Source organism: Streptococcus sp. HMSC078H12, from assembly GCF_001814615.1.
In the GTDB taxonomy this organism is placed as follows: domain Bacteria; phylum Bacillota; class Bacilli; order Lactobacillales; family Streptococcaceae; genus Streptococcus; species Streptococcus salivarius_F.
Genome location: NZ_KV817339.1, coordinates 91,025 through 117,817, shown reverse-complemented (window position 1 = coordinate 117,817; position 26,793 = coordinate 91,025). Strand labels below are relative to the sequence as shown.

The window sequence follows — 26,793 nt, the reverse complement described above, 5'->3', positions numbered from 1 at the left end:
ATGCTAGAAGCTAAACATATATCAAAAACATTTGGAGATCGTCAGGTTCTTGTTGATGTCAATCTTCAAGTGAAACAGGGAGATGTGGTTGTCATCTTGGGACCATCAGGTTCAGGAAAAACAACTTTCTTGCGTTGCCTTAATCATTTGGAGAAAGCAGATGGAGGTCAATTAACAATTTCAGGTAAGGACTACTCTTTGGATAAGTTATCAAAGAAAGATATTTTAGATATCAGAAAGAAAACAGCTTTTGTATTTCAACATTACAATTTATTTGCAAACAAGACTGCCATTGAGAATATCTTGGAAGGTTTAGTGATTGCTAGGAAAGTTCCTAAAAGTGAAGCGCAACAGATTGCTGAAGAAGCACTTAAAAAAGTTGGTCTTCTGGATTTTAAAGATTACTACCCATCACAACTTTCAGGAGGACAACAACAACGTATTGGTTTAGCTAGAGCAATAGCGGTTAAACCAGAAGTTATCTTGTTAGATGAACCAACATCGGCCCTTGATCCAGAACTAGTTGGGGATGTTCTGGATGTCATGAAACAACTTGCTAATGAAGGAACAACAATGGTAGTTGTGACTCATGAAATGGGGTTTGCACGAGATGTAGCTAACCATGTCGTTTTCATGGATGGTGGTCATGTCATCGAAGAGGGGAGTCCAAAAGACATTTTTTACAGACCAAAAGAAAAACGTACCCAACAATTTTTGGCACGTATTCTTTCTGATGCTAGTTATGATTTGGAATATATGATTTGATTCATCATTGATAAGTTATAATTAGAGTATATAATTCTTGTATAAATAAAATAGGCTGAGGTTATTTCTCAGCCTATTTTTAGTTTCCTAAATGTAATGTTAGTTTATATGGTATAACTCCCACAAAAAACCAAGACTTTCGTCTCGGTTTCAGGTTTCATCTCATCTTAAGACACCACATGTCCATCTTTATCGAAGGTATAGAGTTTACCGTCGATGAGGACAGAGCGGTTAGTGTATCTTTCACCTGTTTTAGGGTCTAAATAGTAGGTGTAGTTATCGACTGTGACGAAGCGTCCTAGGACTTGTTTGCCTTCAGCGTCGAAGTAGAGGACCTTGCCATCAACTTCTTGGAAGCCGGTCACTTTCTCACCTTTATCATTGTAATAGTAGTTGTCGCCTTTATCGTAGACAATACGATTGCGGTAGGCAGGTTCACCCTTGCGGTCAGCAACTACACCATTGTCATCGGCATTATAGGCTCTGTCCCCGATGACAAAACGTCCTGTTTCAAGGTTTCCGCTAGCTCGGAAGTAGTAGTTCTTGCCGTCGATGGTTTGCCAACCGGTAAGAGCAGCTCCGTCGTTGCCATAGTAGCGTATTGGGTAGTATGGGAAGCGTGGAGAACCTTCGTAGTTGTATGATTTTGAAAAGGCATTACGTGTCATGATACCAGTCAATTGGTCAAATTGGTAAGTCTTACCATTGATTGTGACCTCTGTGCCTTTGGCTTGACGGCCATCTTCATAGAAATAGTAAGTGACGCCATCAAATGTCTTCAAGCCAGTGACTTTTTGACCATTTTCATAGAGATAACTTGTACCGCTACGATCCGTCTGCAATTGGTCAAAGTGGATGGCTTTTTCTTTTGCCGCATCAATACCCTTGGCATCAAAATTAAAGGTTACGCCACGATAAGTAAGGGCCTTGTTAGTTGTTGCAATGGCAACGTTTGTGGTCACTTTTTGGCCATTTGGTGCTGTGAAGGTCATAGGTGTTGAGTCGAAATGGTAGAGGTGTCCATTAAGAATATCCCATTCGTCAAAAGTTGACCATTGTGATTGGCGGACGTTACTATATTTAGATCCAAGAATCTTACCATCATATTGATAAGGACCTTCTTTGATATTACCGTCGGCATCTGTAACATAGACACCTTCAAGTTCATACGAATTCTCACCAGTACGCTTGAACTCAGGATAGAGACCGTTTGTCAAGAGTTTTCCATCTGGGCTAAAGAGTTGAGAGTTGATAACTCCTGTGTAGAGGTTTCCTTTAGGTGTGTCGTCATCAGAATAGTCGCTACCATAATAACGGTTGCCATCAACTTCAAACCAGCCTGTCTTGAAGGCACCATCATTGCCAGCGTAGTAGATGTTTTCAGAGAAGTTACCGTAACGCCCAGTAGATTTATCATGGTAGAAGGCATTACGAAGGACAGCACCAGTGTCTTTGTTGGCAAAGTAGTAGTTATCACCTAGGTTGAAAATACTTCCTCGGACTTGTTGGCCCTTATCGTTGAAGTAGTAGAGGTCCTTGTTAATGGTTTGGAAACCAGTGACCTTTTTACCATTAGCATCGTAGTAGTACCATTCTTGATCAGTACCTTTAACAAATTGATTTCGATTTGTGGTTTGGTCAGCTTTAGTAGTCGCCACACCATTGCTATCAAAATTATAGACCGTACCGTTTAAGGTAAGTGAACGATTGACCCACTTGTCACCTGTATTTGGATCGAAGTAGTAGGTTTTGCCGCCGATAGTAACCAGTTGTCCCTTGGCTTGGACACCATATTCGTGGAAATAAAGGTTCTGTCCGTTAATGGTTTGGAAACCAGACACGGCTTTACCATCAGCTCCGAAGTAGTACCAAGAGTTGTCTTTATTGATAAATTGGTTAGTTACTGGATTTCCATTATCTTTATCGAAATAGTAGATATCGTTACCGTAGTAAAGGAAGTCCCCTTTGACTTGTTGACCATTGTCATTGAAGTAGTGAAGGCTACCGTCTACTGTTTGAAAGCCATGAAGCGCTTTACCATCTTTACCAAAGTAATACCAATTCCCTTTATCGTCAGAAACATAACGGTTGGTTACCATAATACCAGTCTTAGGGTCAAAGTAATACTGTTGTCCGTTCAGGTTTTGAACACTTGTCTTGTAGTGAGCTTGGCTACGGTCTAGAAATTCGGTTTGGAAACCAAATGGGGCTGAGAAGCCTTTAGTTGCCTTGAAGTCATTGATGTAATACCAGTTTCCAGCATTATCCGAAACAAAGACAAAATTAGGTTGATTACCAGTAGCATCAAAGTAGTAAAGATTTCCATTTTCAGTGATGAAGTCATCTTTGACCATCTTGCCATCTTTGTCGAAGTAGTAAAAGCCAAAGTATTTATGGTTGACGTTGTTAAGAGCTTGTAGACCTGTTACGCGACGTCCATTGTCTTTATCGAAATAGTAGCTATCACCATTAATAGTGACGATTTCGTTTTTAGCTTGTCGACCATCTTCGTGGAAGTAGAGGTTAAAGCCATCGATATTCTGAGCACCAGTGACGGGTTTCCCATCTTTGCCGAGGTAATACCAGTTGTGGTTGTTGTCTTCAATAAACTGGTTGCGTTTGTTCGTTTCAGGTAGAACTGCTGTCAAACGACCTTGGGCATCAGCATTGTAGGCTTGACCATCGATGTTGATAGAGGTATTGGTTACCTTACGTCCATTGGCTTTGTCATAGTAGAAAGATTGTCCATTTTCTGTGATAATCTCACCCTTGGCTTGCTTGCCATCCTCGTGGAAATAAAGGTCGAAATGGTCAACGTTTTGGGCACCAGTCAAATTTTTCCCATCTTTGAGATAGTACCAGTTGCCCTCAGCATCGCTCTTGAATTGACCGCCAGAAACGACAGTAGTTTCAACAGATTCTGGTGCTTGACTGTTTACTTCAGTGACTGTGCTAGCTGTTTCTGAAGTTGAAGTAGCAGTTCTCGTTTCGCCACTAGACAAATTGTAAGTGCTGCTTGCTTGGTCTTCTTTAAGGACTGGTTGTTTATCAGTTGTGACAGTAGCAGTTGTATCACTTGCCTTATTGGTTGCGACTTGATCAGCTTTTGCTGTAGCTACAGTTGTTTCTGTGACGAAATGATCAGGATCCTGGCTGACACTTTCAGGTGTGCTAGCTGAGGTAACTTGATTTGTAGCTTGTTCGTCGGCAGAGACACCAACTCCAATCAATGAGGCACCAAGTGCCAAACCAGACACGGCAATGGTAACCCATTGTTTTTTCACTTTATGAAGTTTAAAATGAACTTTATTTTCCATAAAAGTTCCCCTTTTCCTTTTTAATGACCCCATTCTAACATCTTTCATTAGAAGAATCAAACGCATTCATAAGATTTTCATGTTTTTTTCTAAAAATTGAAAATTCTTTCTAGGTAAGGATTTGAGAAAGAAAAAAGAATGATAAATGACCACTTTAGCAAGCTCCTTTTAATCGAGATGTATGGAAAATTAAAAAGTAAGCATTAGGAGTCCCCATTTTTGGCATAGCATTCACCAATAAAAGTATAAAAATACAGAAAAAGGCCCATTTAGACCAAGAAATATGGTATAATAGTTCGGTATTTCGCAAAAAATGGAGTATAAAAATGAGTATTTTTCGTAAAAAGGATGTCGGTCTCGCTCAGACTGAGATGAAACGACATCTGACCCTTAGGGATGTGGTCCTGCTGGGAATCGGTGCTATGGTTGGTACAGGAATCTTTACGATTACTGGTACCGCGGCATCGACTCTGGCTGGTCCTGCCCTGATTATTTCGGTCTTGATTTCAGCCGTGTGTGTTGGGATGTCAGCGATTTTCTTTGCTGAGTTTGCCTCACGTTACCCATCAGCCGGTGGTGTCTATGGTTACCTCTATGCTGTCTGGGGGGAGTATCCTGCCTGGATGGGTGGCTGGTTGACCATGATTGTCTTTATGAATGCCGTATCCAGTGTGGCCTCTGGTTGGGGTGCCTACCTCAAGGGGCTACTGGCTAGCTTTGGTCTTAAGTTGCCTCAAGCTATCAGTGGACCTTTCAATCCCAATCAAGGCACTTACATAGACCTCTTGCCAGTCTTGGTCTTGGTCTTGGTGACAGCTCTTCTTCTCATGAATTCTAAGCAGGCTTTACGTTTGAACTCCCTCTTGGTAGTGCTCAAGTTTTCAGCCTTGGCGGTCTTTATCTTGGTTGGCCTCTTCCATTTGAATCCTAGCAACTGGGCAGATTTTGCACCATTTGGCTTTGGTCAGATTTATGGAGGAAAAACTGGTATTATGGCTGGAGCCTCTCTCATGTTCTTTGGATTCCTTGGTTTCGAGTCTATCTCTATGACAGTAGACGAGATTAAAGAGCCACAAAAGAACGTTCCTCGAGGTATCGTTCTTGCCTTGATTATCGTGGCTTCACTTTATGCAGTGGTTTCTCTAGTCTTGACAGGAGTGGTTCACTATACCAAGTTGAATGTCGACGATGCTGTGGCTTATGCCCTTCGCTATATCGGTATTTCTTGGGCAGCCAACTACGTCTCTGTCGTTGCTATTATGACCTTGATTACGGTATGTATTTCAATGGCCTATGCCCTTAGTCGTATGGTTTATAGCCTGGCGCGTGATGGTTTCCTTCCCCAAACCTTCCAAAAGGTTTCAAAGACTAATAAGGTTCCACATCATGCGACACTTTTGACAGGCGTATTGTCAGCTATCTCAGCAGGAATTTTCTCCTTGGCCAACATGGCATCCTTGGTTAACATTGCGACCTTGGCTTACTTAGTTCTCTTGGCTATTGCTCTCATTATTCTTCGTAAGGACAAGGGCTTGCCACAGAAGGACGAGTTCAAGGTTCCATTTGTTCCGGTCTTACCAATTATCTCAATTATCGTCTGTCTCTCCTTTATGAGTCAGTACAGTTGGCAGACATGGTTAGCTTTTGGTTTGGCAGTGCTAATTGGGTCAGCTATCTATGCCTTTTACGGTTACAAACATTCGAAGTATTAAGATGAAAACGTTAGGTCAGACGGCCTAGCGTTTTTGGTATAATGAAAGTGAAGGAGACCGTAGGTTAACCTATTGGCGAGAGCTTCATGAGGATCTCTTTAGCAAATGGTTGGAAGAGGTTGGATTACATTTTAGTCAGGACAGTCTAGTTGTGTTGGAAGAATTTAGAGTAGTTTATCCTATAGATTGAAAGTTCCCAATATCTTGGGGACTTTTTACTTTAAGGAAAGATTAACCTTTCTTTAAGTCTTGTCTTAGGTTTCTTGTGTTTAATAGAGGCATCTCAAAAGTAAGAAAGAGGTCTAAGATATGACATACAAAGATACGAAACAAACACAAGAACGTTACGCCATTAAAAAATCATCAAAATGGAAAACAGCAGGTTCAGTCCTAGTAGCGAGCTTAATTTTTGGTGGCTCGGTCATCTTAAACGAAAATAAGGCTTCAGCCGATGAGACTAATACCGAATCAACACTCTCAACGGTTACGACGAGTGAAACCACTGCCGATTTGATTGAAGAAAGTGTGCAGACAGAAGACTCGTCAAATACTACTGAAACAAGTACAGACACTGATACAAGTACTACAACTACGACATCCGACACGGCTTCATCAGCAACAAGTACAACATCTGACACAACAGATACATCGACAAGTAGTGAAACATCTGGTCATTCCAGCACATCCGCAACATCAGAAGCAAGTTCTTCTGAAACTGCTACAACAACTAATGGAACTTCAGAAACGGCAACAACTACTACAGATGAAAACAGTAGCACTAATACAAGCACAAGCTCCACTGAAGCGACCGCTTCAGAGACAGCTTCAGTTCTAACCAATAATTCTGCAGATACAACTTCAGAAACCACAACGGATTCTAGCAGCACTGATTCAGAAAGCACGACGACCACGATTACCTTTAATGGGACAACTGTGGTAACGAGTGATAGTAGCACAGTAACAGTTGACGGCACTACCGTTACCATTAATCAATCAGGTTCATATACTCTAACAGGTAATGGTTCAAGTTATACTATTATTGTTGCTGGTAGTGTGACGGATCCAGTTACAATCTACTTGGATGGTGTGACCTTAACAGATTCCTCAATCACTTCTAATTCCTCAGCGGAATTGACGGTGAATGTTCTTTCAGACAGTTCTATCTCTTCAACCTCTGCCAATGCCATCAAAGCAGCGGGAGCATTGACCATTACCAGTGGTACTGGAAGTAGCTTGACCCTTTCAAGTACTGAAAAACACGCCATTAAAGCTGATAGTGTAACGGTTGACTCTGTAACGCTTGATTTGACTTCTGAGGCCAAGGATGGAATCAATGCGACGACAGCTGTAACCATTAAAAATGCCACAGTCAACATCACAGCAACTGATGATGGTATTCAAGTCGAAGACGAAACAGATGTGAATAGTGGTGACTTGACAATTACCGACTCAACGGTAACCATTAATGCGACTGATAAAGGTATCACGGTTACGGATGAATTGACCGTTGAGGGTAATTCTAAAGTAACGGTCGTGGCGGGTGACGAAGGCCTTGAAGGACGTTATATTAACTTGACAGGTGGAACTGTTGACATCACTGCTGGAGATGACGGTATTAACGCCACTGAGTGGACGACCAAGGACAGTGCAGACACTTCAAGCCTAACCAACTCGACTTCTGATTTGGAAAATGAAGTTGCCATCAATATTGACGGTGCAACGGTTACAATCCTAGCAGACGGTGATGGTATTGACAGTAACGGGAATGTGACAGTTAAAAGTGGTTCTCTCTATGTCGCTCAGACAAGTGCAGATAATGCCGCTATCGACTATGATGGGACAGGTATTATCTCGGGTGGTACTGTATGGGCTATTGGTAACCAAGGAATGGCTCAGGCCTTTACAACGGGTTCGAGCCAATCTTATATCATGGCCAACATTTCAGGTAGTGCAGGGGACACCATCACAGTCACTGATAGCTCTGGAAATGTTGTTGCCACAACGACAGCGACGTCTTCATTTGGAAATGTAGTCTTTAGTACCGAGAGTCTAACTTCGGGTGAAACCTATACCATCACGACCTCAAGTGGTTCAAGTGCCACTGCAACAGCTACTGAAGAAGGCACAAACAACGGTCCTGGTGCAGGTGGAATGGGTGGCTTCCCAGGTGGAAGCTTTGACAATACCTCAATGTCTGATAATTTCGGAGGCTATGGGGGACCGACTAGCTATGGCGGAAGCTCAACTAATACTGGTAGCATTAACACACCATGGGGCCAATCTGGTTCAATAAGTTCTGAGAATACGTCTAGCACAAGTACTACAAGTTCAACAAGTCAGACGTCTAATACAGGACGTCCAACTCCACCAAACTTTGCAAGTCAAACAAGTAACTCAACGTCTCCAAATGTGAGTAGCACAACTTCTACGACAGCAAGTAGCACAAGCCCATCAGCTCAAGGCTCATCAAGGACTAATGCTTCAGACCCTGAAGTAACATCATTGATGTCTGAAGTAGCAGTTGCAAATCAGTCAGCAGAAGTACAGCCCGCACAGGCAAGGACAGATAAGACAAGTAGCACCCAACAACAAAATCAAGAGACTGCTGAGAAGTTGAATAAGATTCCTACTCAAAATCAAACTTCTGAAGCATCAAAAGGTCAGTCAAGCTTGAGTCAAAAGGAAAATGTTAGCTCAGTTGTACAAACTAATTTTGCCCAGAAACAACATACAAGCTCTAAGGCTAATCAGTCTGCTAAAAGTTCACAAAGTAGCCAAGCAAACCAATCAACGTTACCAGATACTGGTGATGTGAGTAGCTTGGGATTAGGTGCATTAGGGGCTGTACTTATGACAGCATCATTTGCACTTAAAGGAAGCAAGCATTCTCGTTAGTAATTTTAGTTTAGAAAACAAATAAAAAAAGAAGTTCTCTTGCCAAATGGCTTGAAAACTTCTTTTTTGTCTTATTTTTTAAAGTTATTTTTAAGGCCTTCAACAGCACCTTCAATGCCTTCTTTAACATCTTCGAGACCGTCTTTTGCTTTTGCTACAACTTTTTCAACCGCACCTTCGATTTCAGTCTTTTTGTCGCCAGTCAGTTTACCTGCACCCTCTTTAAGAGCGCCTTTAGCTTGATTTAATTTATCTTCGATTCCCATAGTAGAACCTCCTTTTTATGATGATACCATTATAGACAATATTAAACGGTAATGCAAGTGGTTTGTTTAATAAGTAACGACATTAATGTTTCCTTTATCGTACTCAGCAATAAAGATATCCGAAACGTTTTCATATCCCATTTTTTGAAGCTCTTCATTTAACCAATCCTCCGTTTTACCAATAGTATCAAGAATTTCTGTTTGAATGACCCCATCAGTAACGATTGGGTATTTCGGATTTTCATCACCCGCACGAACCACAATCAATTGGCCGTTCTGTTCAATAACTGCACGTTTAACCTCTTTGAGTTGAAAAATTCCTTGAGAACGTAATTTTAAAGCGACATCAGAAGCTGAAAGTCCTATAGAGCGACAAGCTTCAGGATCTAGTTGACCCTGTTTGATGATGACGGTTGGTTTACCGTCAATCAAATGTTTGATAAAGTGAATATTGGTGATGAGCCATTTAAGAAGTAAAATCAAAATCGTCCAAATAATCAAAATCACGATATATTGGAGGATTGAAACGGTACTACTATAAATTGTACCACCGAGGATTGCACCAAGAACAAAGTTCTGTACTTGGTCAGTAGCTGAGCTAGGTGCTAGGTTTCCTTTACCTGTTAAATTGATAACAAAGACGAGTGAAATAAGCCCCAAAGCTAGTTTAATTGCAACAGTAAGATAAAAAGATGTCATTTTTTAACCTCCACGAGTTCAACATCAGACTTGTAAAGTTTTATTTGTTCTAGCAAGTAGCTGTCAGGTTCTGAACCTGAGATGGCACGATAGTACTTGTTTCCAACTTTGAGGATAGCGCCATCTGTAGTAGTAGAAGTATTGACATAAACCTTGCTCTTATCAACGTCAAGATTTTTAGACACAACCTCGATAAAGTGAAGAGATGCTCTAAATTGGTCGTTGTTAGATTGATTGCTTTGGAAATTACTGATAGCAATTAGAACCACGGCAACTAAGGTTAAAATAGAAATAATAGAGAGTTCACGAAACTTAGTATCATGGCGTTCTTTGAAGGCTTTAAAAGCAAATACACCGGTCACTAAAATAAGTCCTGCAGTAATGGCAACCATAACCCAGTTTTGTTGGCTAATCTGACTTAGCACATAGTCATAGGAATAGAATTTCATTGAGAGATTTCCTTTCATAATATCAATAACATTATAGGTTAAAAAGTCTTTAAATTCAATCAATCTATCCGAAAAATGAAGGAATGAGTAGGATTCTTAAAGGAAATTTGCTATTGAAATGACTTGCAGCCATTAAGCCAAAATCTTATGATTTCTTTAAGGACTTTGTTGATATTTTCACAAATTATGCTTATAATTGAGGTAATCAACAATCAGAACTTGCCTAAATTTTTCGAGAATCAGAAGTCTGGTAACTTAAAGAGATTGGTTATTTTATGTAAGACTTCACTGTTAATCTCTAAGAGAGTCAACACCTTTTCTTGAATTCCAAAAAATGTTAAGGCCTCTCGTTCCTAGAAAAAGGAGTAATTATGTCTGAACCATTATTTTTACAATCTGTTATGCAAGAAAAAATCTGGGGTGGTACGCATTTGCGTGATGTCTTTGGCTACGACATTCCAAGCGACCATGTCGGAGAGTACTGGGCTATTTCTGCTCACCCAAATGGTGTTTCTACTATTAAGAATGGTCGTTATGCCGGTCAAACTTTAGATGTTCTTTATGCAGAGCACCGTGAGTTGTTTGGCAATCGTCAAGAACCTGTTTTCCCACTTTTGACTAAGATTTTGGATGCTAATGATTGGCTTAGTGTGCAGGTCCATCCAGATGATGCTTATGGACTTGAACATGAAGGTGAACTTGGTAAAACAGAGTGTTGGTATATCATTGCTGCTGAGCCAGGCGCTGAAATTATTTATGGCCACAATGCCAAATCAAAAGAAGAACTGCGTCAGCAAATTGAAAGTAAGGATTGGGAAAATCTTTTGACTAAGGTTCCAGTTAAAGCAGGAGATTTCTTCTATGTTCCAAGTGGTACCATGCATGCTATTGGTGCAGGTATCATGGTTCTTGAAACGCAACAATCTAGTGATACGACTTACCGTGTTTATGATTTTGACCGTAAAGATGATCAAGGTAACCTGCGTGAACTCCATCTTGAAAAATCTATCGATGTCCTTAATATCGGTGAGCCAGCCAACAGTCGACCAGTCACAACAAAAGTAGATGATCTCAAGTCAACGCTCTTAGTAGCAAGTGATTTCTTCGCTGTTTACAAATGGGAAATCTCAGGTAAGGCTGATTTTGAAAAGACTGCTGATTACAGTTTGTTTAGTGTACTTGACGGTCAAGGAAGTCTTAAAGTAGACGGGCAAGATTACGACATTGCAAAAGGTAGCCATTTTATTCTACCAAGCGATGTTCAAGCTTGGGAAATCAAGGGTAATCTTGAACTGATTGTTAGTCACCCATAATTTAAGTAGTTAAACTAGACGAGATAAGAATCTTGTCTAGTTTTTTCGTACAATGATACAGAAAATTTGTAATTTTAAAAACCTTTCCTAATACGTTTCAATAGCTTGAAGTTCCAAACTAATCATGTCATACTAAGTAAGTTGACTAAAATAGTAATAAACAAGTTATCTTTTTTTGAGATAATGTCTTGTTTGTTTTAGATCGGAGAAACTTATGTTAAAAAAAGGAGGCCTTACAGCTTTACTGTTGTTTGGTATGTTCTTTGGAGCGGGAAATCTGACTTTTCCCCCTCAGTTAGGCTTTGAATCTGGAGGTCATTTTTGGCCAGCCATTGCCGGCTTTGTCCTATCAGGTGTTGGTATTGCCATCCTAACACTGGTTATCGGGACTTTAAATCCTAAGGGTTACATTCATGAGATTTCTCAAAAAATCTCGCCTAAGTTTGCCCTAGTCTATTTGGCAGTACTTTATCTGTCCATTGGTCCTTTCTTTGCCATTCCTAGAACGGCCGCCACCGCCTTTTCAATTGGCTTCTCTCCTTTGATTGGAAGTGGGCATACAAATCTATGGCTCTTGGCTTTCACTGTGATTTACTTCGCTCTAGCGCTTTGGATTGCCATGAATCCATCTAAAATTCTAGATAGTATTGGACGTATTTTAACACCAGTCTTTGCTATTATGATTGTTATGGTTATTGTGGCAGGAGCACTTAAATACGGTGGTCACAGTCCTCAGGCTGCTAGTCAGGCCTATCAGGCTTCTGCATTTGGTAAGGGATTCTTGGAAGGCTACAACACCTTGGATGCTTTAGCTTCTGTGGCCTTCAGTGTAGTGGCAGTAGTCACCCTCAACCAATTAGGCTTTAAGTCTAAAAAAGAGTATATTTCTACTATTTGGGTCGTTGGTTTTGTAGTGACGCTTCTCTTTGGTGCTTTGTATTTGGGATTAGCTTTCTTGGGAAATCATTTCCCACTCCAAGTGGCAGGATTACCAAAAGATGCCAATATTGGTGCTAGCGTCTTGTCACAAGCCACACAAGCTATCTTTGGACCAGCTGCTCAGATTTTCCTAGCTATCATGGTGACAGTGACTTGTTTCACAACAACCGCAGGACTTATCGTTGCGACTGGAGAATTCTTCCACAAGGCATTTCCGAAAGTATCCTACAAGGCTTACGCCATTATCTTTACCTTGATTGGGTTTGCGATTGCCAACTTGGGACTTAACAATATCATTGCTTTCTCAGTGCCAGTGCTTTTGATTCTCTACCCAATCACCATTACGATTGTCATGATTGTAATTGCCAACAAGTTCGTGGCCTTGTCTAAACCTGGTATGCAGATTACAGTTGCAGTAGTCACCCTGATTGCCTTGCTCAGCGTTCTAGGCAGCCAGTTCAAGCTTGCTGGACTAAATGCCCTCATTAACTTCCTACCATTGTCAGGAGCATCATTGCCATGGTTAATCCCAGCCATCTTGTGTATCCTCTTGTCTCTCGTCTTACCAGATAAGATTAAGAGCGAAAGCTTTGAAATGGAATAAAAATAAAATCCTATCACATTTGTGATGGGATTTTTTCTCCCTCAAGTCACTATAAGTGCGAAATCTTCTCAAAAGCGTTACACTTAAGGCGTGGAGATGAAAGTATCTATTGAAGGGAGTGTTAAAAATGTCAAATCTAAATAATCATATGATTTATCTTGCTGGTGGCTGTTTCTGGGGTGTTGAGGAGTATTTCTCACGTGTGCCTGGTGTGCTTGATGCGGTTTCGGGTTATGCTAATGGCCGTAGTGAGACGACTCGTTATGAACTTATCGGTCAGACGGGCCACGCTGAAACCGTTCAGGTGACCTATGATGCTAGCAAGGTGTCCTTGCGTGAGATTCTGCTACATTTCTTCCGTATCATCAATCCTCTGAGTAAAAACAAACAGGGCAATGATGTGGGGACTCAGTACCGTACGGGTGTTTACTACACGGATGCAAATGATTTATCGACTATCGAGCAAGTTTTCCAAGAAATGACTGAGCAATACGGTCAGCCTTTGGCGGTTGAATTGTTGCCCCTCCAACATTTTATTCCTGCTGAGGATTATCATCAAGATTATCTCAAGAAAAATCCTAATGGCTACTGTCATATCAATGTCAATCAGGCAGCTAGTCCTGTTATTGATGCTAGTGCTTATCACAAGCCGAATCGGGAGGAGCTTAAGGAAAGTTTGAGTCCAGAAGCCTACGCTGTGACTCAGGAGAATGGAACAGAACGGGCCTTTACGAGTCCGCTTTGGAATCAGTTTGAGCCTGGGATTTATGTTGATGTGGCGACTGGTGAGCCACTATTTTCATCCAAGGACAAGTTTGATTCAGCCTGTGGCTGGCCAAGTTTCTCTAGACCCATTAGTCCAGAGGTAGCCAACTACAAGGAAGACCATTCTCACAATATGGACCGCATCGAAGTCCGTAGTCGTGTGGGTGATTCTCATCTTGGGCATGTCTTCCCAGATGGGCCAAGTGATAGAGGTGGTTTACGCTACTGTATCAATGGTGTAGCAACGCGATTTGTTCCTAAAGCTGACATGGCAAAAGAGGGCTATGCTTACTTGCTTGATCAAGTGGATTGATTAGGTATTCTGAAGGAATGATATTACTTACTAAAAAGAGGTTGGTTCCCCTTGGTTCTAACCTCTTTTTTCATGACAGAAGAAGATGTAAATAAGATGAAAGCCTTTTAAACCTAACATGATATGTAACCTAACCATTCAGGATAAAAAAGTGACCTTTCATTACATTTTTTAACAATTTGGGCAAAATTGTTTTATGTTTCAAATAAAAAAATAGTACACTATAATAGTGAGAAATCTGACAAGTGTCAATATGTCCTTCTCCTTAGCTTTTGCTGGTTTTGGCGTCTGTAAACATTATTGTACTTTGTGTAATAATGAGTCTCCCCAACCTCCCAATATGATTTTATATGTCTTAACTTACCAAAACAAGACTAGCAAGAGAATACTAAGATATTTCCTTAAGAAGTAATGACAGCACTTGTTAGATTTTGTGATAAGATTCAGATAGTCCTAAGGACTATTTTATTGTGCTAAATCTTTTTGACGGAGCTTATTATGGAATTGATGAATAAACTAATCATTTTAATAGCCATTTGTGTCTTGTGGTTCTGGTCTTTTCTTTTACTTCCTAAAACAGGGGAGAAAGTCGTTTATCTTTATCATTTCCTAGCTCTATGTGGTTTAGTCATGATTTATTTTGCCCTAATTGACCCAGCTGGTCTCTGTGATACCTTTTTCAATATTAAACATCTATGTTTTCATTAATGAATCCAGTTTGGTAATAGGTCAGGAAAATCTGAATTTAATTAATCACTCATCAAAAGAAGCTTTCTGTGTATTGATAACAGTTTATCTGTTTTCAATATGCAGGAGTTTTTTTTCTGTATTATCGAGATTTGGACATAGAAAAAGCAGTTGGAAAAGACTGCTTCAGGTGTGTTACTGTTGTGATTCGTATCGTTTGACGATTCTATTTAAGCGCCATTGGTAACAGAGACCACTGACGATAAGACTGGTAATCAGGCCAATCCAGTAACTATAGGGACCAAGTCCAGTGACTTTTTCAAGCAGGAAGCCAACTGGGAGGGTGATGCCCCAGTAGGTTAGGATACCGAGATAAAAAGGTACTTTGGTATCTTTATAGCCACGCAGGATTCCTTGAAGCGGAGCCGCAAAGACATCTGCCACTTGGAAGAAGAGGCTATAGGTCATGAAAATGGCCGTCATTCTCAAAAAGTCAGGCTCATGCCCATAAAGTTCAGCCAAATCATAACGCAAGAAGTAGAGGAAAATCAAGGTAAAGATAGAAAATCCTAGGGCTGTCAACCGTCCCAGCTTGCTGTAGCTCTTGACGGCATCCATGCGTCTGGCCCCAAATTCGTAGGAAATAATGATAGCCATGGCACTGGAAATGCTGAGAGGGAAGGCGTACATGAGATTTGAGAAATTCATGGCCGCCTGGTGACTAGCAATCACTAGTGACGGATACTTAGACATAAGCAAACCAACACCAGAAAAGATTGCGACTTCCGCAAAGACGGTCCCACCAATAGGGAGACCTAGTTTAAGGGCGTCAAGCAGAGCTGCTTTATCAAGGGGTTGAACCTTTTCAATCTGGTAGGGCTTAATCTTTTTATGCTTTCTGATAACCGAGATGGAAATAAGGAGAAGGGCCCAATAAGCCATTGAAGTTCCCAGACCTGCCCCGGCTCCACCTAACTCTGGTAGACCAGCAATGCCATAGATGAGGAGGAAATTGAAGAAACCATTGAGAGGTAGGAGCAAAAGCATGAGATACATGGAAAGGCGCGTGAGGCCAAGGGCATCAAGGAAGGAGCGAACCACGCTAAAGAGTAGAAGGGGGATAATCCCAAGACTCAAAAAGCGTAAATAACCAAGGGCAACCTTTCTGACCAAAGGCTCCAAACCTAAATGATTCAAAACCAAGGGTGCCCCTAGAAAAACGAGGGCAAAGAGGATCAGTGATAGACCCAAAGCCATATAAAGAAATTGATAGAAATCAGGTGCCACTCGGTCCTTGCGACCTGCCCCTAGATGGTGTCCGATAATAGGAACTAGGGCAGATACGATACCTGTTAAGAAGGTGAAAAAAGGACTCCATAAACTCGTTGCCATGGCTACCCCCGCCAAGTGTAGGGCATCGTATTGACCAGTCATGGTAGTGTCCACAAAAGCTGCTGAAAAGTTGGCAAACTGATAGATCAGTATGGGCACAAAAATCTTGAAGAAAACAAGGAATCGCTCACGGAGAGAATATGTTTCGTGCATTCTGTTTTCCTTTCTAAATTAATTTTTCAAACATTTATATTTTCATTGTACTATAGATATGACTTGGATTCAATCTGTTTTATTGCATGACAAAACACCTAAGTCAAGTGACTCAGGTGTTCTTGTGTTATTTTTCTTTTTTGTTATGGTTCAAAATGGCATTGAGGACGATGGCAAGCAAGCTTGCGACCACGATACCGTTTGAGAAGAACATCTGGAAAGCATTTGGTAGGCTGTTGAAGAGGTTGCTACCGTTAAGACCAACCCCTGCAGCGATTGATACTGCAGCAATCAAGAAGTTGTGTTCGTTGTTGGCGAAATCAACACGCGCCAAGATTTGCATCCCTTGGATAGAAACAAAACCGAACATGACAAGCATTGCACCACCAAGGACTGGGCTTGGGATAATTTGTGCCAAGGCACCAAACTTAGGAAGGAGTCCAAGAAGAACAAGGAAACCAGCGGCATAGTAGATTGGCAAGCGAGTCTTAATACCTGACAACTTCACAAGACCAACGTTTTGTGAAAAACCAGTGTATGGGAAGGTGTTAAAGAGTCCACCAAGGAGAACAGCCAAACCTTCAGCGCGGTATCCGTTACGAAGGCGAGTGCTATCGAGTGGTTCTTTGGTAATATCAGAGAGGGCCAAGTAAACCCCAGTTGATTCAACCATAGACACAGTAGCGATAATACACATCATAATAATTGATGACAACTCAAACTTAGGTACCCCGAAGTAGAATGGCGTTGGCACGTGGACAATAGGTGCCGCAGCCACTGGTGAGAAGTCAACCAAGCCCATGCTTGCTGCGATAGCAGTACCGACAATCAAACCAATCAAGATTGAGATGGATTTGATAAATCCTTTAGTGAAAATATTAACTACAAGGATGATAAGAACGGTGATAGCAGCAAGGAAGAGGCTTTGACCAGTTGGTTTGTCAACATTGTTCCCCATATTTCCGATAGCCACAGGGATGAGGGTCAAACCAATAGTTGTGATAACTGATCCTGTAACGATAGAAGGGAAGAGATTGGCTACTTTTGAAAAGACACCAGAAACGAGGATAACATAAATCCCTGAAACGATAAGGGCACCAAACATAGCACCGCTACCGTGTTTCTCACCAATCATAATAAGTGGTGCCACTGACTGGAAGGCAACCCCGAGAACAACTGGAAGACCGATACCGAAGTATTTATTAAGTTGAAGTTGGAGGAAGGTTGCTACACCACACATGAAAATGTCGGTTGAAATCAAGTAGGTTAATTCATGAGCTGAATACCCTAAGGCTCCAGCAATCATGATTGGAACCAGGATTGATCCCGAGTACATGGCAAGTAGGTGTTGCAGTCCTAGGACCGCTGCCTGCGAGTGTTTCTCTTTATTTTGCATTAGATGTCTGCCTCCTTAAATACGACCTGACCATTTTCAAAACGATCCAAACGAGCAAGTGAAACGACTGGATAGCCAGCTTCTTCCAGAAGGGCACGACCATCTTGGAAAGATTTCTCAATAACGATACCAACCGCTTCGACGTGTGCACCAGCTTCTTCGATGATTTGAATCAAGCCTTTGGCAGCTTGGCCGTTAGCTAGGAAGTCATCAACGATGAGGACCTTATCTTCAGGAGTGAGGAACTTGCTTGCGATAGAGACAGTACTAGTCACCTGCTTAGTGAAGGAGTAGACCTCAGCAGTGAGGATCCCTTCATTCATGGTGATATTTTTAGCCTTTTTCGCAAAAATCATAGGGACATCCAAGGCCTCAGCGGCATAGAGGGCTGGAGCAATACCAGATGCCTCAATAGTCACCACCTTGGTGATGCCTGCATCCTTGAACTTTTCAGCAAAGACCTTTCCAATCTCACGCATGAGGTCAAAGTCCACTTGGTGAGTGAGGAAAGAGTCAACTTTGAGGATGTTCTCCCCAAGGACATTCCCATCATTGAGAATGCGGTCTTCCAGTAATTTCATATTACCTCCTATAAAAAATATAACTAAAGTGTATTTTGATTTTTCCCAGATTCTATTGAGAACCTGACAAAGATCAAAACAATCGAATAATAGAAAAAGGCTTGCAAAGCAAGCCTTTAAAATCATAAAAAGACGGTAAAATCTTTTTATGACTTTCTGACTTACTCATTGTTAGGTGTTACGGCACCTTGTAGAAACGTCACGCCAATTCGTGACATAAATAAGTAATGTTCTCATTATTCGATGAAGCTGTCGTTGGTTGATGATAAACCAACATCAACTCTATTATAATACTATATTTTCTTTGAAGACTCAAAGGATTTTTCCTATGAAAACGCACTATTTTAAAAGTTGGAAAATTCAATCTAACATTATTGTAAGATTTGCTGAGAATGGTCGTTTCTTGGGGTATTTATTGTTATTATGTGCCCTTTTTTCATAGGTTTATTTCTAATGAATAATTCTATGAAAAAGTTTTAAAATGGTAAAAAATTTAATCTTTTGTTGACTTCAATAAATAGAATAGATAGAATATAAGAAGATAGTCCGCTGAATACCTGAGTAATGGTAGTTTAACTTAATATTTGCAATAAAAACTCAAAAGCATTCGTTTATAAAGCGACAGTTATAGAGGAATATCATAATTTATAAAAATATATTAATAGGAAATCTGTATGAAGAAAATACTAGTAGGAGCAATATTCGTAACCTTATTCATAACCTTGGTATATTATACTTGGATATACTTCGTAGTGGGCTTTGTTGGGTATATTATTTTCTACTTAATAAAAAAGAGAAACAAAAACAAACAGTCCTATCCTACTTCACTATTACCATCTAAAAAGAATAGTGAAGTAGAATCAAGTTCTTCAGTTTCTGTCGATAATGATTCTCCTATATTTGATAGTCGTTATCAAAATATCATGTTACATAGACCTCAATGGTCTGATTTTATCGAAGGAGATTATTACGATGCTTTTGATGATTCTTACCATACTCCAGAAGGTTATAAATTAAGAGAACTTTTATTGCTTGTATGGTGGGGGAAAACTCAAAAAGGTAGAATTTTAGATGTTCGAATTCCTAGATATTACTATGATAGATATCATTTAAACCCTAACGAAGTGACTAAAAGATTCTTTGCTGATGGTTTACTGGAATATAATGAAGAAACTAATTTAGTAAAACCAACACCATTTGGTAAGGAAGTACAACAGAAGTATTCTAAACTCTGGGAAATACATTCTCTGAAAGAGTATTATGCGAATTTAGATAAAGAATTTGCTAACTGGTATCTTAATAGTTTTTTACTTTCTAGACATAAGCAAAAACTTGAATACTACAAAGCATCGGTGAAATTTTACGATGAAGTAGCTAGCTTCCTAAGAAAAAACTACCCTAAAGAAGAACAGGATATTTTATATTATCAGGATTCTAAATACGCTGATGAAGCTAATATTGCCCGACTCACCGAGTTAATTGCTACATTTGAATAATTAAAAAACTTCTTGCAAAGGCACTTAGATAGACTATGTGCCTTTTTAGTTGTTTCCGTCTAGTTCCTTTATAATATCCGATACTTTTTCTAGGCTCAATGTTTCGTGTGGCTCAACTTGTTCACAATCTAAAACGTAGTCATGGATTTTACCGTTCTTTCAGACTATCTGGGCAGTATCACCTTTAATAAAACCATTGTCCATAGACTCTTTGAATTCGTCATAAGTTAGCATTTTTTACCTCTTTATATATTCTATTTGTAAAAAGTTGGAAAATTCAATCTAACATTATTGTAAGATTTGCTGATAATGATCGTTTCTTATAGCATTTCTGTTATAATAGTGGGAAATGAAAGAGGTAGAGTTATGCATAAGATTTTATTAGTGGAGGACGACGAGGTTATCCGTCAACAAGTCAAAAAAATGCTAGAACAGTGGGGTTACGAAGTTGTTCTTGTTGAAGATTTCATGGAAGTATTATCTATTTTTGTAAAAGTAGAGCCCCACTTGGTTCTTATGGATATTGGTTTACCTCTATTCAACGGTTATCATTGGTGTCAGGAAATTCGTAAGGTCTCCAAGGTGCCTATTATGTTCTTGTCTTCCAGAGATCAGGCCATGGATATTGTTATGGCAATCAATATGGGTGGGGACGACTTTGTGACTAAACCTTTTGACCAAAATGTTCTCCTAGCAAAAATTCAAGGGCTTTTGCGTCGTTCTTATGAGTTTGGTAAGGATCAGAGTCTCTTGGAATATATGGGTGTGATTTTGAACCTTAAGGCCATGGATTTGGTTTATCAGGGTGAGGTCGTTTCTTTGACAAAGAATGAGTTTCAGATTTTACAAGTTCTTTTCGATCATGCTGGTAATATCGTTAGTCGGGAAGACCTGATGAAGGAGCTTTGGAATAGTGACTTCTTTATTGATGACAATACCCTATCAGTTAATGTAGCTCGTTTACGTAAGAAGTTAGAGGCAGTGGGTTTGAAGGATTTTATTGAAACCAAGAAAGGTGTTGGCTACGGGTTGCGTCATGATGGGTAAGTGTCAATTTATCAAATACCATATTAGGTCTCGTATGTCTTTCTATCTTTTGTTTGTCTTTAATGGAATCATATTGATCTTGTTTGCCTTTTTATTTGAAGAGGCGGCAGATATTCTTTATTACGCCTTGACCATAATGACCTTTGTGACTATCATCATGGTTATTTGGGACTTGGTTCGCTCCTATCACTCTTATAACTTAGCCTATCTCTATGAGGAAATCACACCATCAAGTCCTTTAGAATTTTACCTGGCCCAAGCTTTGGAAAGAGCTAGGGAGAGCCAGATGTCTCAGACTGAGGAGGAGCGCAAGCGCTATACAGATTTGATGGACTACTATACGCTTTGGGTGCATCAAATCAAGACGCCAATAGCAGCTAGTCATTTATTGCTTCAGGATGTTACGGATAGTAAAACGAGGGCTCTCTTGGAGCAAGAGGTATTCAAGATTGATTCTTATACCAATTTGGTTTTGCAGTATTTACGTTTAGAGAATTTTCATGATGATTTGCAGTTGAGGCAGGTTACATTAGAAGACTTGGTTAAAGAAGTTGTTAGAAAACATAGTCTTTTCTTTATTCAAAAAGGATTGACTATTAATCTACATGACTTGGATGTTAAGGTCGTTTCAGATGAAAAATGGCTCTTGGTTATCATAGAGCAGGTCTTATCAAATAGTTTGAAGTACACAAAAAGTGGTGGCATTGAAATTTACTTTAATGATAATGGGCTTCATCTTAAAGATTCTGGGATTGGTATTAAAAATAGTGATATTCTACGGGTTTTTGAGCGTGGCTTTTCAGGTTACAATGGCCGACTGACTCAGCAGTCCTCTGGGTTAGGTCTCTATCTTTCTAAGAAAATTGCTGATCAGCTCGGACATGATATTAGTATTAGCTCACAAGTAGGCCAAGGAACCACAGTCTCCATTCATTTTCAAAAGCAGAAGTTGGCTATTGATTAATAACTTACAAAAGTGTAAGAAATATGACCACAAATGAAAGCAAGGGTTATGGTTGAGACCTTGCTTTTTCTATAAAATGGTATCAGAAGTTAAGTAAGAGGTTCCTAAAATCTCTTCCAAATTTATTAAATAAAGGAGCTTATTATGGCGTTACTAGATGTTCAACATGTTAAAAAAATCTATAAAACACGTTTCAAAGGAAATCAGGTTGAAGCCCTTAAAGATATCCATTTCACAGTTGAAAAGGGTGACTATGTTGCAATCATGGGTGAGTCTGGCTCAGGAAAATCAACCCTGCTCAACATCCTTGCCATGCTTGATAAACCAACAGCAGGGCGTGTCTATCTTAGTGGTATGGACACAGCAACCATCAAAAATAAGGATGCTTCCAGTTTTCGTCGTGAAAAATTAGGGTTTGTTTTCCAAGATTTCAACCTTTTGGATACCCTATCTGTTAAAGATAATATCTTACTACCTTTGGTCCTTTCTCGACGCCCACTTAAGCAAATGATGACACAAGTAGAAGCAGTCAGTCGTCAACTGGGAATTCATTCCCTACTAGAGAAGTACCCTTATGAAATTTCAGGTGGACAAAAGCAAAGGGTGGCGGTTGCGCGTGCAATCATCACTAAACCAGAAATCCTCTTAGCAGATGAGCCAACAGGTGCCCTGGATTCCAAATCTTCAGCAGCTCTCTTGGATGTCTTTGATGCTATCAATGACAGTGGTCAGACCATTCTTATGGTAACTCACTCGACAGCGGCTGCCAGTCGTGCACAGCGTGTTCTATTCATTAAGGATGGTATTCTATATAATCAAATCTTCAAAGGTAATAAGTCTGAACATCAAATGTTCCAAGAAATTTCCGATACACTGACAGTAATGGCAAGTGAGGTGAACTAATATGTTTCTTCTGACCAATAGACTGGCTTTGTCCAATCTCATAAAAAATCGTAAGCTTTATTATCCATATGCTTTAGCAACAATTCTGACTATTGCCATTACCTATATTTTTACATCTTTAACGCTTAATCCACATCTGGATGACTTAACTGGGGCAGATTCTATCAAGGCGGTTTTGGGTATGGGACTTGGAATTGTCGCCCTATCTTCTGGAATTATTGTTCTTTATGCCAACAGCTTTGTCATGAAAAATCGTTCAAAGGAGCTTGGTCTCTATAGTGTGCTAGGCTTAGAGAAACGTCATCTCTTTAGTATGATTCTAAAAGAAACGGTGATTTTGGGTTTTGTGACTCTGCTTCTAGGTATTGGTGTGGGGGCACTATTCGATAAACTCATTTATGCTTTTCTTCAAAGGCTTATCGGTGAAAGTACTGGTTTGGTTTCGACCTTTCAAGTAATGACAATTCCTATTGTTCTTGTCATCTTTGCTTGTATTTTTAGTTTGTTGGTTTTGATAAATGGTTTACGATTGCTACGGCTAAATCCTTTACAATTAACTAAAGATGGCCTTAAGGGTGAAAAAAAGGGACGGTTACTAGTTATTCAGACCTTTTTGGGGCTTGGGTCTATGGGGTATGGTTACTACCTTGCTCTCTCTGTTAAGGATCCAGTAATAGCTATTATGAGTTTTTTCTTGGCTGTTTTACTAGTTATTCTAGGAACTTATCTTCTCTTTAATGCCGGGACAACAGTCGTTCTGCAACTCTTGAAAAAGAAGAAAAGCTATTATTACAAGCCTAATAATATGATTTCCATTTCCAACCTTGTCTTTCGGATGAAGAAAAATGCAGTTGGTCTGGCGACTATTGCTATCCTCTCAAGTATGGTTTTGGTGACGCTTGTAGGAGCTGCAAGTATCTATGCTGGGAAAAAAGACTATATAGCGAGTGTTGCTCCACATGATTACTCAGTTACAGGGACGAATGTAGATTTAACAAGCACACAGAAGATTATGGATGATTTCTTAGCACAGTCGGGAAATCAGGTAAATGAAAAAGCAGAAGTAACTTACCTCTACTTTGGTATCAAAGAACAAGAAAAAAATAAGCTAACCATCTTTCCTGAGAATGAAAGAAAAGTTTTACCAAAATCAATTTTTCTTGTCTTCTCACAAGCTACTTATAAACAATTAACAGGTAAAGACCTCAATTTGGCTTCAAACCAAGTCGGCTTGTACAGTAAAAGTAAAACGTTGAAGGATCAAAAGAGTTTGTCTTTCAATGGTCAAACCTACCAGATTCAGGATGACCTTAATGACTTTATTAAGGGTAAAGTACCCAATATCTTTACAATCATAGTTTCTGATTATAACTACCTTGTCGTTCCTGATATGGATGATTTTAAAGAAAGTATCAAAGGAACAGCAACCACTCAAGCTACCTATGTTGGTGTTAACGTCAAAGACCCTACACATGATGCCAAGAAAAATTCAGATTTGCTAGACCAAATGACAGATAAAGAAACACAACAGTTAGCTGGACAAAATACTGGCGTCTCTCAGTCTTACCTCACTGCTAATAGCCAATATGATACAGAAGGGATGCTAAATGGCTTTGTTGGTGGAACCTTATTTATTGGTATCTTTTTATCCATCATCTTCATGCTGGGCACAGTTCTTGTGATTTACTATAAACAGATTTCTGAAGGTTATGAGGATCGTGAGCGTTTTGTTATTCTTCAAAAGATTGGGTTGGACGACCTTCAAGTCAAGCAAACTATTCGTAAGCAAGTACTTACCGTCTTCTTCCTCCCTTTGATTTTTGCCTTTATTCACTTGGCCTTTGCCTATCATATGCTCAGTTTGATTGTGCGTATTATTGGGGTTTTCAACCCAAGTCTTATGTTAGTGGTCACTATCATTGTTTGTGGGGTATTCTTCCTAGCCTATGTCTTGGTTTTTGCCCTTACTTCACGTTCATATCGTAGAATCGTATCAATGTAACTGACCTAGAGTCTAGCTTCAAACTAGGCTCTATTTTTTTATGCTATAATAGATGACAGAATTATAAATCATCGGAGAAAACACATGTCACAGACCATTGATGTCAAACGTTACGAGGAATTGGCACGTCAAAAGCAGGGGGAGCACCGTAAATTTCTAGCACAACTCAAGAAGAAAGCCCCTAAAAATTTAGATAAGATTGTTCAGCAGGTACACAATGAAGTCTTTCAAGAAATTGATTGTGTCCAGTGTGCTAATTGTTGTAAGACGTTAGGACCAGACTTTACAGAGCAGGATATCACTCGTATTGCTAAGCATTTTCGCATGAAGTTACCTGCTTTCGAGGAGATGTACCTGCAGGTAGATGAGGATGGTGACAAGGTCTTCAAGTCTATGCCTTGTCCATTCTTAGGGCCTGATAATCTCTGTGACATCTATGATGTCCGTCCTAAGGCTTGTGCCGCCTTTCCTCACACGGATCGTAAGAAAATCTATCAGATCAATCATCTGACTATTAAAAATACGCTTTTCTGTCCAGCAGCCTACCTTTTTGTGGAAAAACTCAAGGACAGGATTTAGAAAGGAACTGTTATGAGACGCTTTAATGCAGGTGTTATCACCCTACTTATCATTGCTGCCTATTTTATCGCGACAGCCTTTATTCCAGATCTTTATTTGGCCTTTAATTATAAGCTGATTTTGGCCTTGCTTTTTGTGCTTTTGAGCTGGCAATCTAAGGGGAAATTTCTCTTTTTCTTGGGGATGGCTTTTCTATCGACCTATATTCATGACCTCTTTAGATTGGACTATTCAGAATGGACCCTCTTTGTAGGGATTCTTATCTTGGGAATTGCGGTGGACCGTTTGAGCAAGCCAAGTTATAAGAAGAACTTTTCTTACAAGGTTTCTAAAGAACATGAGCGAGAGATTTTCGCTAAGACCTTATTTTCAGAGTCTGTTCAGGTGGTGACTTCACAAAATCTCGAAACTGTCTATGCCAATGCCGATTTTGGACGTTTGACTTTAGATTTGCGTCAGGCTCAGTTTATGACAGACCGACCTCAGATTGTGGTTCAGGCAAATTTTTCTCAGGTTATCATTCGAGTACCTAAGGATTGGCAAGTGGATGCACACGGCCTTCATACAAGCCTGGCAGGAGTGAAAAGCTACGATAGTCTAGGAGAACGAGACTTGGCTAGCACTACAGTTTCTCTAACAGGTTCAGTATCCTTTGGACAGGTAACTGTCAAACATTGAAAATAATGAAAGAGCGAAAGCTCTTTTTTTCTTGCAAATCCTTTTAATATAACATTGAATACGTTTACAAATAGTGCTATACTGATAGTGAAAATAATTGGAAATTTGCAATCATTTACTAGAAAGGAGTCTCCTTATGAAACGGTTTAATGCTCGGGCCATCCTGTTGCTTTTACTAGCAGCTTGTTTTATCGCTAGTGCCTTTATTCCAGATTTTTGGATCATGGTCAATTATAATCTGGTTTTCTTCGTGGCCTTCTTTTGTTTTGGTATCTTGAATAGGCGACCGCTCCTCATTTTTCTTGGTTTGGCCTTCTTATCACCCTATGTTCATGACTTGTTAAACCTCGATTTTGCACAGTGGAATCTCTTTAGCGGTATCTTTCTAATTGGCTTGGCTTTAGAGCTTTTTTATGGTCGTAGTCCAAAGAAAGGGCTCACTAAAGATTATAAGGTTAATAAGAACGACCAAGAGGGACCTCATATTTCTGTTAAGACCTATATGGCTGAGGATAGGTATCGTATCTATTCTCAAGAAGTCGAAACGATTGATATGAATCTAGCTTTTGGTGAGCTTTGGTTGGATTTGAGTCAGGCCAGCTTTGCGTCAGATCAGGTAGCTGTTCATCTTGATGCTAAGTTTGGTGAAGTTCATATCCGACTTCCTCACGACTGTGTCATGGATGCCACTGGAATTTCACATCCTCTGTCATCTGTGAAGGTGGATCGTTTTGAATCTGATATCGAGCAAGTTGAAACTAGGCTTCATCTGAGCGGAAGTCTCTTCTGTACGGAGTTGGAAGTGGAGTATTAAGGGAAGTCCGATGATATCAGCTCTATCGTCAATTAGCATGGCTCCTATACAAAAGAAAGGAAAT

Annotated in this window: 21 protein-coding genes, 2 pseudogenes and 1 riboswitch; of the genes and pseudogenes, 15 read left to right on the top strand and 8 right to left on the bottom strand. The window is 40.0% G+C overall.

What is annotated here, in order from left to right:
- Positions 1–765, top strand: a complete 765-nt coding sequence (locus HMPREF2979_RS07235) for an amino acid ABC transporter ATP-binding protein (protein ID WP_070655890.1) — start codon at positions 1–3, stop codon at positions 763–765.
- Between the two features lie 167 nt (positions 766–932).
- Here HMPREF2979_RS07235 and HMPREF2979_RS07230 read toward each other — a convergent pair whose 3' ends face one another.
- The gene (locus tag HMPREF2979_RS07230; protein WP_070655887.1) at positions 933–4,082 is read right to left on the bottom strand and encodes a KxYKxGKxW signal peptide domain-containing protein; all 3,150 of its coding nucleotides are present in this window, start codon (positions 4,080–4,082) and stop codon (positions 933–935) included.
- A 326-nt stretch (positions 4,083–4,408) separates the two neighbouring features.
- Between HMPREF2979_RS07230 and HMPREF2979_RS07225 the strand changes: the two genes are divergently transcribed.
- From HMPREF2979_RS07225 to HMPREF2979_RS07220, 3 genes and pseudogenes are all read left to right on the top strand, one after another.
- Positions 4,409–5,794, top strand: coding sequence for an amino acid permease (locus tag HMPREF2979_RS07225; RefSeq protein WP_070655885.1), 1,386 nt, complete (start codon positions 4,409–4,411; stop codon positions 5,792–5,794).
- A 58-nt stretch (positions 5,795–5,852) separates the two neighbouring features.
- Positions 5,853–5,984 (top strand): annotated as a pseudogene (locus HMPREF2979_RS10130) (RNA-binding protein); the annotation flags it as partial.
- A 119-nt stretch (positions 5,985–6,103) separates the two neighbouring features.
- Entirely contained in the window at positions 6,104–8,689 is a 2,586-nt protein-coding gene (locus HMPREF2979_RS07220; RefSeq protein WP_070655883.1) for a carbohydrate-binding domain-containing protein, read from the top strand.
- Between the two features lie 71 nt (positions 8,690–8,760).
- Here HMPREF2979_RS07220 and HMPREF2979_RS07215 read toward each other — a convergent pair whose 3' ends face one another.
- The 3 genes from HMPREF2979_RS07215 to HMPREF2979_RS07205 all read right to left on the bottom strand — a co-directional run bounded on the left by HMPREF2979_RS07215 (position 8,761) and on the right by HMPREF2979_RS07205 (position 10,103).
- Positions 8,761–8,955 (bottom strand): CsbD family protein, encoded by a 195-nt coding sequence (locus HMPREF2979_RS07215; protein WP_002891254.1) that lies wholly within the window; start codon positions 8,953–8,955, stop codon positions 8,761–8,763.
- A gap of 66 nt (positions 8,956–9,021) precedes the next feature.
- A complete protein-coding gene (locus HMPREF2979_RS07210; RefSeq protein ID WP_021143946.1) occupies positions 9,022–9,654 on the bottom strand; it encodes a DUF421 domain-containing protein in 633 nt (210 codons plus the stop codon).
- Positions 9,651–10,103, bottom strand: a complete 453-nt coding sequence (locus tag HMPREF2979_RS07205; RefSeq protein ID WP_002885310.1) for a DUF3290 family protein — start codon at positions 10,101–10,103, stop codon at positions 9,651–9,653. The genes HMPREF2979_RS07210 and HMPREF2979_RS07205 overlap by 4 nt, the downstream gene beginning before the upstream one ends.
- A gap of 371 nt (positions 10,104–10,474) precedes the next feature.
- Between HMPREF2979_RS07205 and manA the strand changes: the two genes are divergently transcribed.
- From manA to msrB, 3 genes are all read left to right on the top strand, one after another.
- On the top strand, positions 10,475–11,416 hold the full coding sequence (manA, locus tag HMPREF2979_RS07200; protein ID WP_070655881.1) for a mannose-6-phosphate isomerase, class I: 942 nt from the start codon (positions 10,475–10,477) through the stop codon (positions 11,414–11,416).
- Between the two features lie 214 nt (positions 11,417–11,630).
- Complete coding sequence (gene brnQ / locus HMPREF2979_RS07195) at positions 11,631–12,959, top strand: branched-chain amino acid transport system II carrier protein (RefSeq protein WP_070655880.1); 1,329 nt, start codon at positions 11,631–11,633, stop codon at positions 12,957–12,959.
- A gap of 127 nt (positions 12,960–13,086) precedes the next feature.
- A complete protein-coding gene (gene msrB, locus HMPREF2979_RS07190; protein WP_070655877.1) occupies positions 13,087–14,037 on the top strand; it encodes a peptide-methionine (R)-S-oxide reductase MsrB in 951 nt (316 codons plus the stop codon).
- 882 nt (positions 14,038–14,919) lie between these two features.
- Here the strand turns inward: msrB and HMPREF2979_RS07180 are convergent.
- The 3 genes from HMPREF2979_RS07180 to HMPREF2979_RS07170 form a co-directional block, all read right to left on the bottom strand.
- Positions 14,920–16,269 (bottom strand): MATE family efflux transporter, encoded by a 1,350-nt coding sequence (locus tag HMPREF2979_RS07180; RefSeq protein ID WP_070655875.1) that lies wholly within the window; start codon positions 16,267–16,269, stop codon positions 14,920–14,922.
- 127 nt (positions 16,270–16,396) lie between these two features.
- Positions 16,397–17,665 (bottom strand): nucleobase:cation symporter-2 family protein, encoded by a 1,269-nt coding sequence (locus tag HMPREF2979_RS07175; RefSeq protein WP_014632968.1) that lies wholly within the window; start codon positions 17,663–17,665, stop codon positions 16,397–16,399.
- Positions 17,665–18,246 carry a xanthine phosphoribosyltransferase gene (locus HMPREF2979_RS07170; protein ID WP_014634692.1) on the bottom strand — a complete coding sequence of 194 codons (582 nt, stop codon included), beginning with the start codon at positions 18,244–18,246 and terminating at the stop codon, positions 17,665–17,667. The genes HMPREF2979_RS07175 and HMPREF2979_RS07170 overlap by 1 nt, the downstream gene beginning before the upstream one ends.
- A gap of 148 nt (positions 18,247–18,394) precedes the next feature.
- A riboswitch (purine riboswitch) is annotated at positions 18,395–18,490 on the bottom strand.
- Between the two features lie 430 nt (positions 18,491–18,920).
- On the opposite strand from HMPREF2979_RS07170, the gene HMPREF2979_RS07165 reads away from it, so the two are divergent.
- Entirely contained in the window at positions 18,921–19,742 is an 822-nt protein-coding gene (locus tag HMPREF2979_RS07165; protein WP_070655874.1) for a hypothetical protein, read from the top strand.
- A gap of 45 nt (positions 19,743–19,787) precedes the next feature.
- On the opposite strand, the pseudogene HMPREF2979_RS10455 reads toward HMPREF2979_RS07165, so the two are convergent.
- Positions 19,788–19,976, bottom strand: a pseudogene (locus tag HMPREF2979_RS10455) (hypothetical protein).
- A 132-nt stretch (positions 19,977–20,108) separates the two neighbouring features.
- Here HMPREF2979_RS10455 and HMPREF2979_RS07160 point away from each other — a divergent pair.
- The 7 genes from HMPREF2979_RS07160 (at position 20,109) to HMPREF2979_RS07130 (ending at position 26,729) form a co-directional block, all read left to right on the top strand.
- On the top strand, positions 20,109–20,789 hold the full coding sequence (locus HMPREF2979_RS07160) for a response regulator transcription factor (protein ID WP_004182305.1): 681 nt from the start codon (positions 20,109–20,111) through the stop codon (positions 20,787–20,789).
- Positions 20,779–21,753, top strand: coding sequence for a sensor histidine kinase (locus tag HMPREF2979_RS07155; RefSeq protein WP_070655872.1), 975 nt, complete (start codon positions 20,779–20,781; stop codon positions 21,751–21,753). Before HMPREF2979_RS07160 ends, HMPREF2979_RS07155 begins: the two co-directional genes overlap by 11 nt.
- A gap of 144 nt (positions 21,754–21,897) precedes the next feature.
- On the top strand, positions 21,898–22,656 hold the full coding sequence (locus HMPREF2979_RS07150) for an ABC transporter ATP-binding protein (RefSeq protein ID WP_070655870.1): 759 nt from the start codon (positions 21,898–21,900) through the stop codon (positions 22,654–22,656).
- Between the two features lies 1 nt (position 22,657).
- Positions 22,658–24,658 (top strand): ABC transporter permease, encoded by a 2,001-nt coding sequence (locus tag HMPREF2979_RS07145; protein ID WP_070476646.1) that lies wholly within the window; start codon positions 22,658–22,660, stop codon positions 24,656–24,658.
- Between the two features lie 84 nt (positions 24,659–24,742).
- A complete protein-coding gene (locus HMPREF2979_RS07140; RefSeq protein WP_004182309.1) occupies positions 24,743–25,237 on the top strand; it encodes a YkgJ family cysteine cluster protein in 495 nt (164 codons plus the stop codon).
- A 12-nt stretch (positions 25,238–25,249) separates the two neighbouring features.
- Positions 25,250–25,915, top strand: a complete 666-nt coding sequence (locus HMPREF2979_RS07135) for a hypothetical protein (protein WP_070655868.1) — start codon at positions 25,250–25,252, stop codon at positions 25,913–25,915.
- A 136-nt stretch (positions 25,916–26,051) separates the two neighbouring features.
- Positions 26,052–26,729 (top strand): hypothetical protein, encoded by a 678-nt coding sequence (locus tag HMPREF2979_RS07130; protein WP_004182311.1) that lies wholly within the window; start codon positions 26,052–26,054, stop codon positions 26,727–26,729.
- The last annotated feature ends 64 nt before the right edge of the window (positions 26,730–26,793 follow it).

Excerpts from the sequence above, each read along its gene's own strand:
- HMPREF2979_RS07235 (WP_070655890.1), top strand. The coding sequence starts at position 1 with ATGCTAGAAGCTAAACATATATCAAAAACATTTGGAGATCGTCAGGTT.
- HMPREF2979_RS07230 (WP_070655887.1), bottom strand. The coding sequence starts at position 4,082 with ATGGAAAATAAAGTTCATTTTAAACTTCATAAAGTGAAAAAACAATGG.
- HMPREF2979_RS07225 (WP_070655885.1), top strand. The coding sequence starts at position 4,409 with ATGAGTATTTTTCGTAAAAAGGATGTCGGTCTCGCTCAGACTGAGATG.
- HMPREF2979_RS07220 (WP_070655883.1), top strand. The coding sequence starts at position 6,104 with ATGACATACAAAGATACGAAACAAACACAAGAACGTTACGCCATTAAA.
- HMPREF2979_RS07215 (WP_002891254.1), bottom strand. The coding sequence starts at position 8,955 with ATGGGAATCGAAGATAAATTAAATCAAGCTAAAGGCGCTCTTAAAGAG.
- HMPREF2979_RS07210 (WP_021143946.1), bottom strand. The coding sequence starts at position 9,654 with ATGACATCTTTTTATCTTACTGTTGCAATTAAACTAGCTTTGGGGCTT.
- HMPREF2979_RS07205 (WP_002885310.1), bottom strand. The coding sequence starts at position 10,103 with ATGAAATTCTATTCCTATGACTATGTGCTAAGTCAGATTAGCCAACAA.
- manA (WP_070655881.1), top strand. The coding sequence starts at position 10,475 with ATGTCTGAACCATTATTTTTACAATCTGTTATGCAAGAAAAAATCTGG.
- brnQ (WP_070655880.1), top strand. The coding sequence starts at position 11,631 with ATGTTAAAAAAAGGAGGCCTTACAGCTTTACTGTTGTTTGGTATGTTC.
- msrB (WP_070655877.1), top strand. The coding sequence starts at position 13,087 with ATGTCAAATCTAAATAATCATATGATTTATCTTGCTGGTGGCTGTTTC.
- HMPREF2979_RS07180 (WP_070655875.1), bottom strand. The coding sequence starts at position 16,269 with ATGCACGAAACATATTCTCTCCGTGAGCGATTCCTTGTTTTCTTCAAG.
- HMPREF2979_RS07175 (WP_014632968.1), bottom strand. The coding sequence starts at position 17,665 with ATGCAAAATAAAGAGAAACACTCGCAGGCAGCGGTCCTAGGACTGCAA.
- HMPREF2979_RS07170 (WP_014634692.1), bottom strand. The coding sequence starts at position 18,246 with ATGAAATTACTGGAAGACCGCATTCTCAATGATGGGAATGTCCTTGGG.
- HMPREF2979_RS07165 (WP_070655874.1), top strand. The coding sequence starts at position 18,921 with ATGAAGAAAATACTAGTAGGAGCAATATTCGTAACCTTATTCATAACC.
- HMPREF2979_RS07160 (WP_004182305.1), top strand. The coding sequence starts at position 20,109 with ATGCATAAGATTTTATTAGTGGAGGACGACGAGGTTATCCGTCAACAA.
- HMPREF2979_RS07155 (WP_070655872.1), top strand. The coding sequence starts at position 20,779 with ATGATGGGTAAGTGTCAATTTATCAAATACCATATTAGGTCTCGTATG.
- HMPREF2979_RS07150 (WP_070655870.1), top strand. The coding sequence starts at position 21,898 with ATGGCGTTACTAGATGTTCAACATGTTAAAAAAATCTATAAAACACGT.
- HMPREF2979_RS07145 (WP_070476646.1), top strand. The coding sequence starts at position 22,658 with ATGTTTCTTCTGACCAATAGACTGGCTTTGTCCAATCTCATAAAAAAT.
- HMPREF2979_RS07140 (WP_004182309.1), top strand. The coding sequence starts at position 24,743 with ATGTCACAGACCATTGATGTCAAACGTTACGAGGAATTGGCACGTCAA.
- HMPREF2979_RS07135 (WP_070655868.1), top strand. The coding sequence starts at position 25,250 with ATGAGACGCTTTAATGCAGGTGTTATCACCCTACTTATCATTGCTGCC.
- HMPREF2979_RS07130 (WP_004182311.1), top strand. The coding sequence starts at position 26,052 with ATGAAACGGTTTAATGCTCGGGCCATCCTGTTGCTTTTACTAGCAGCT.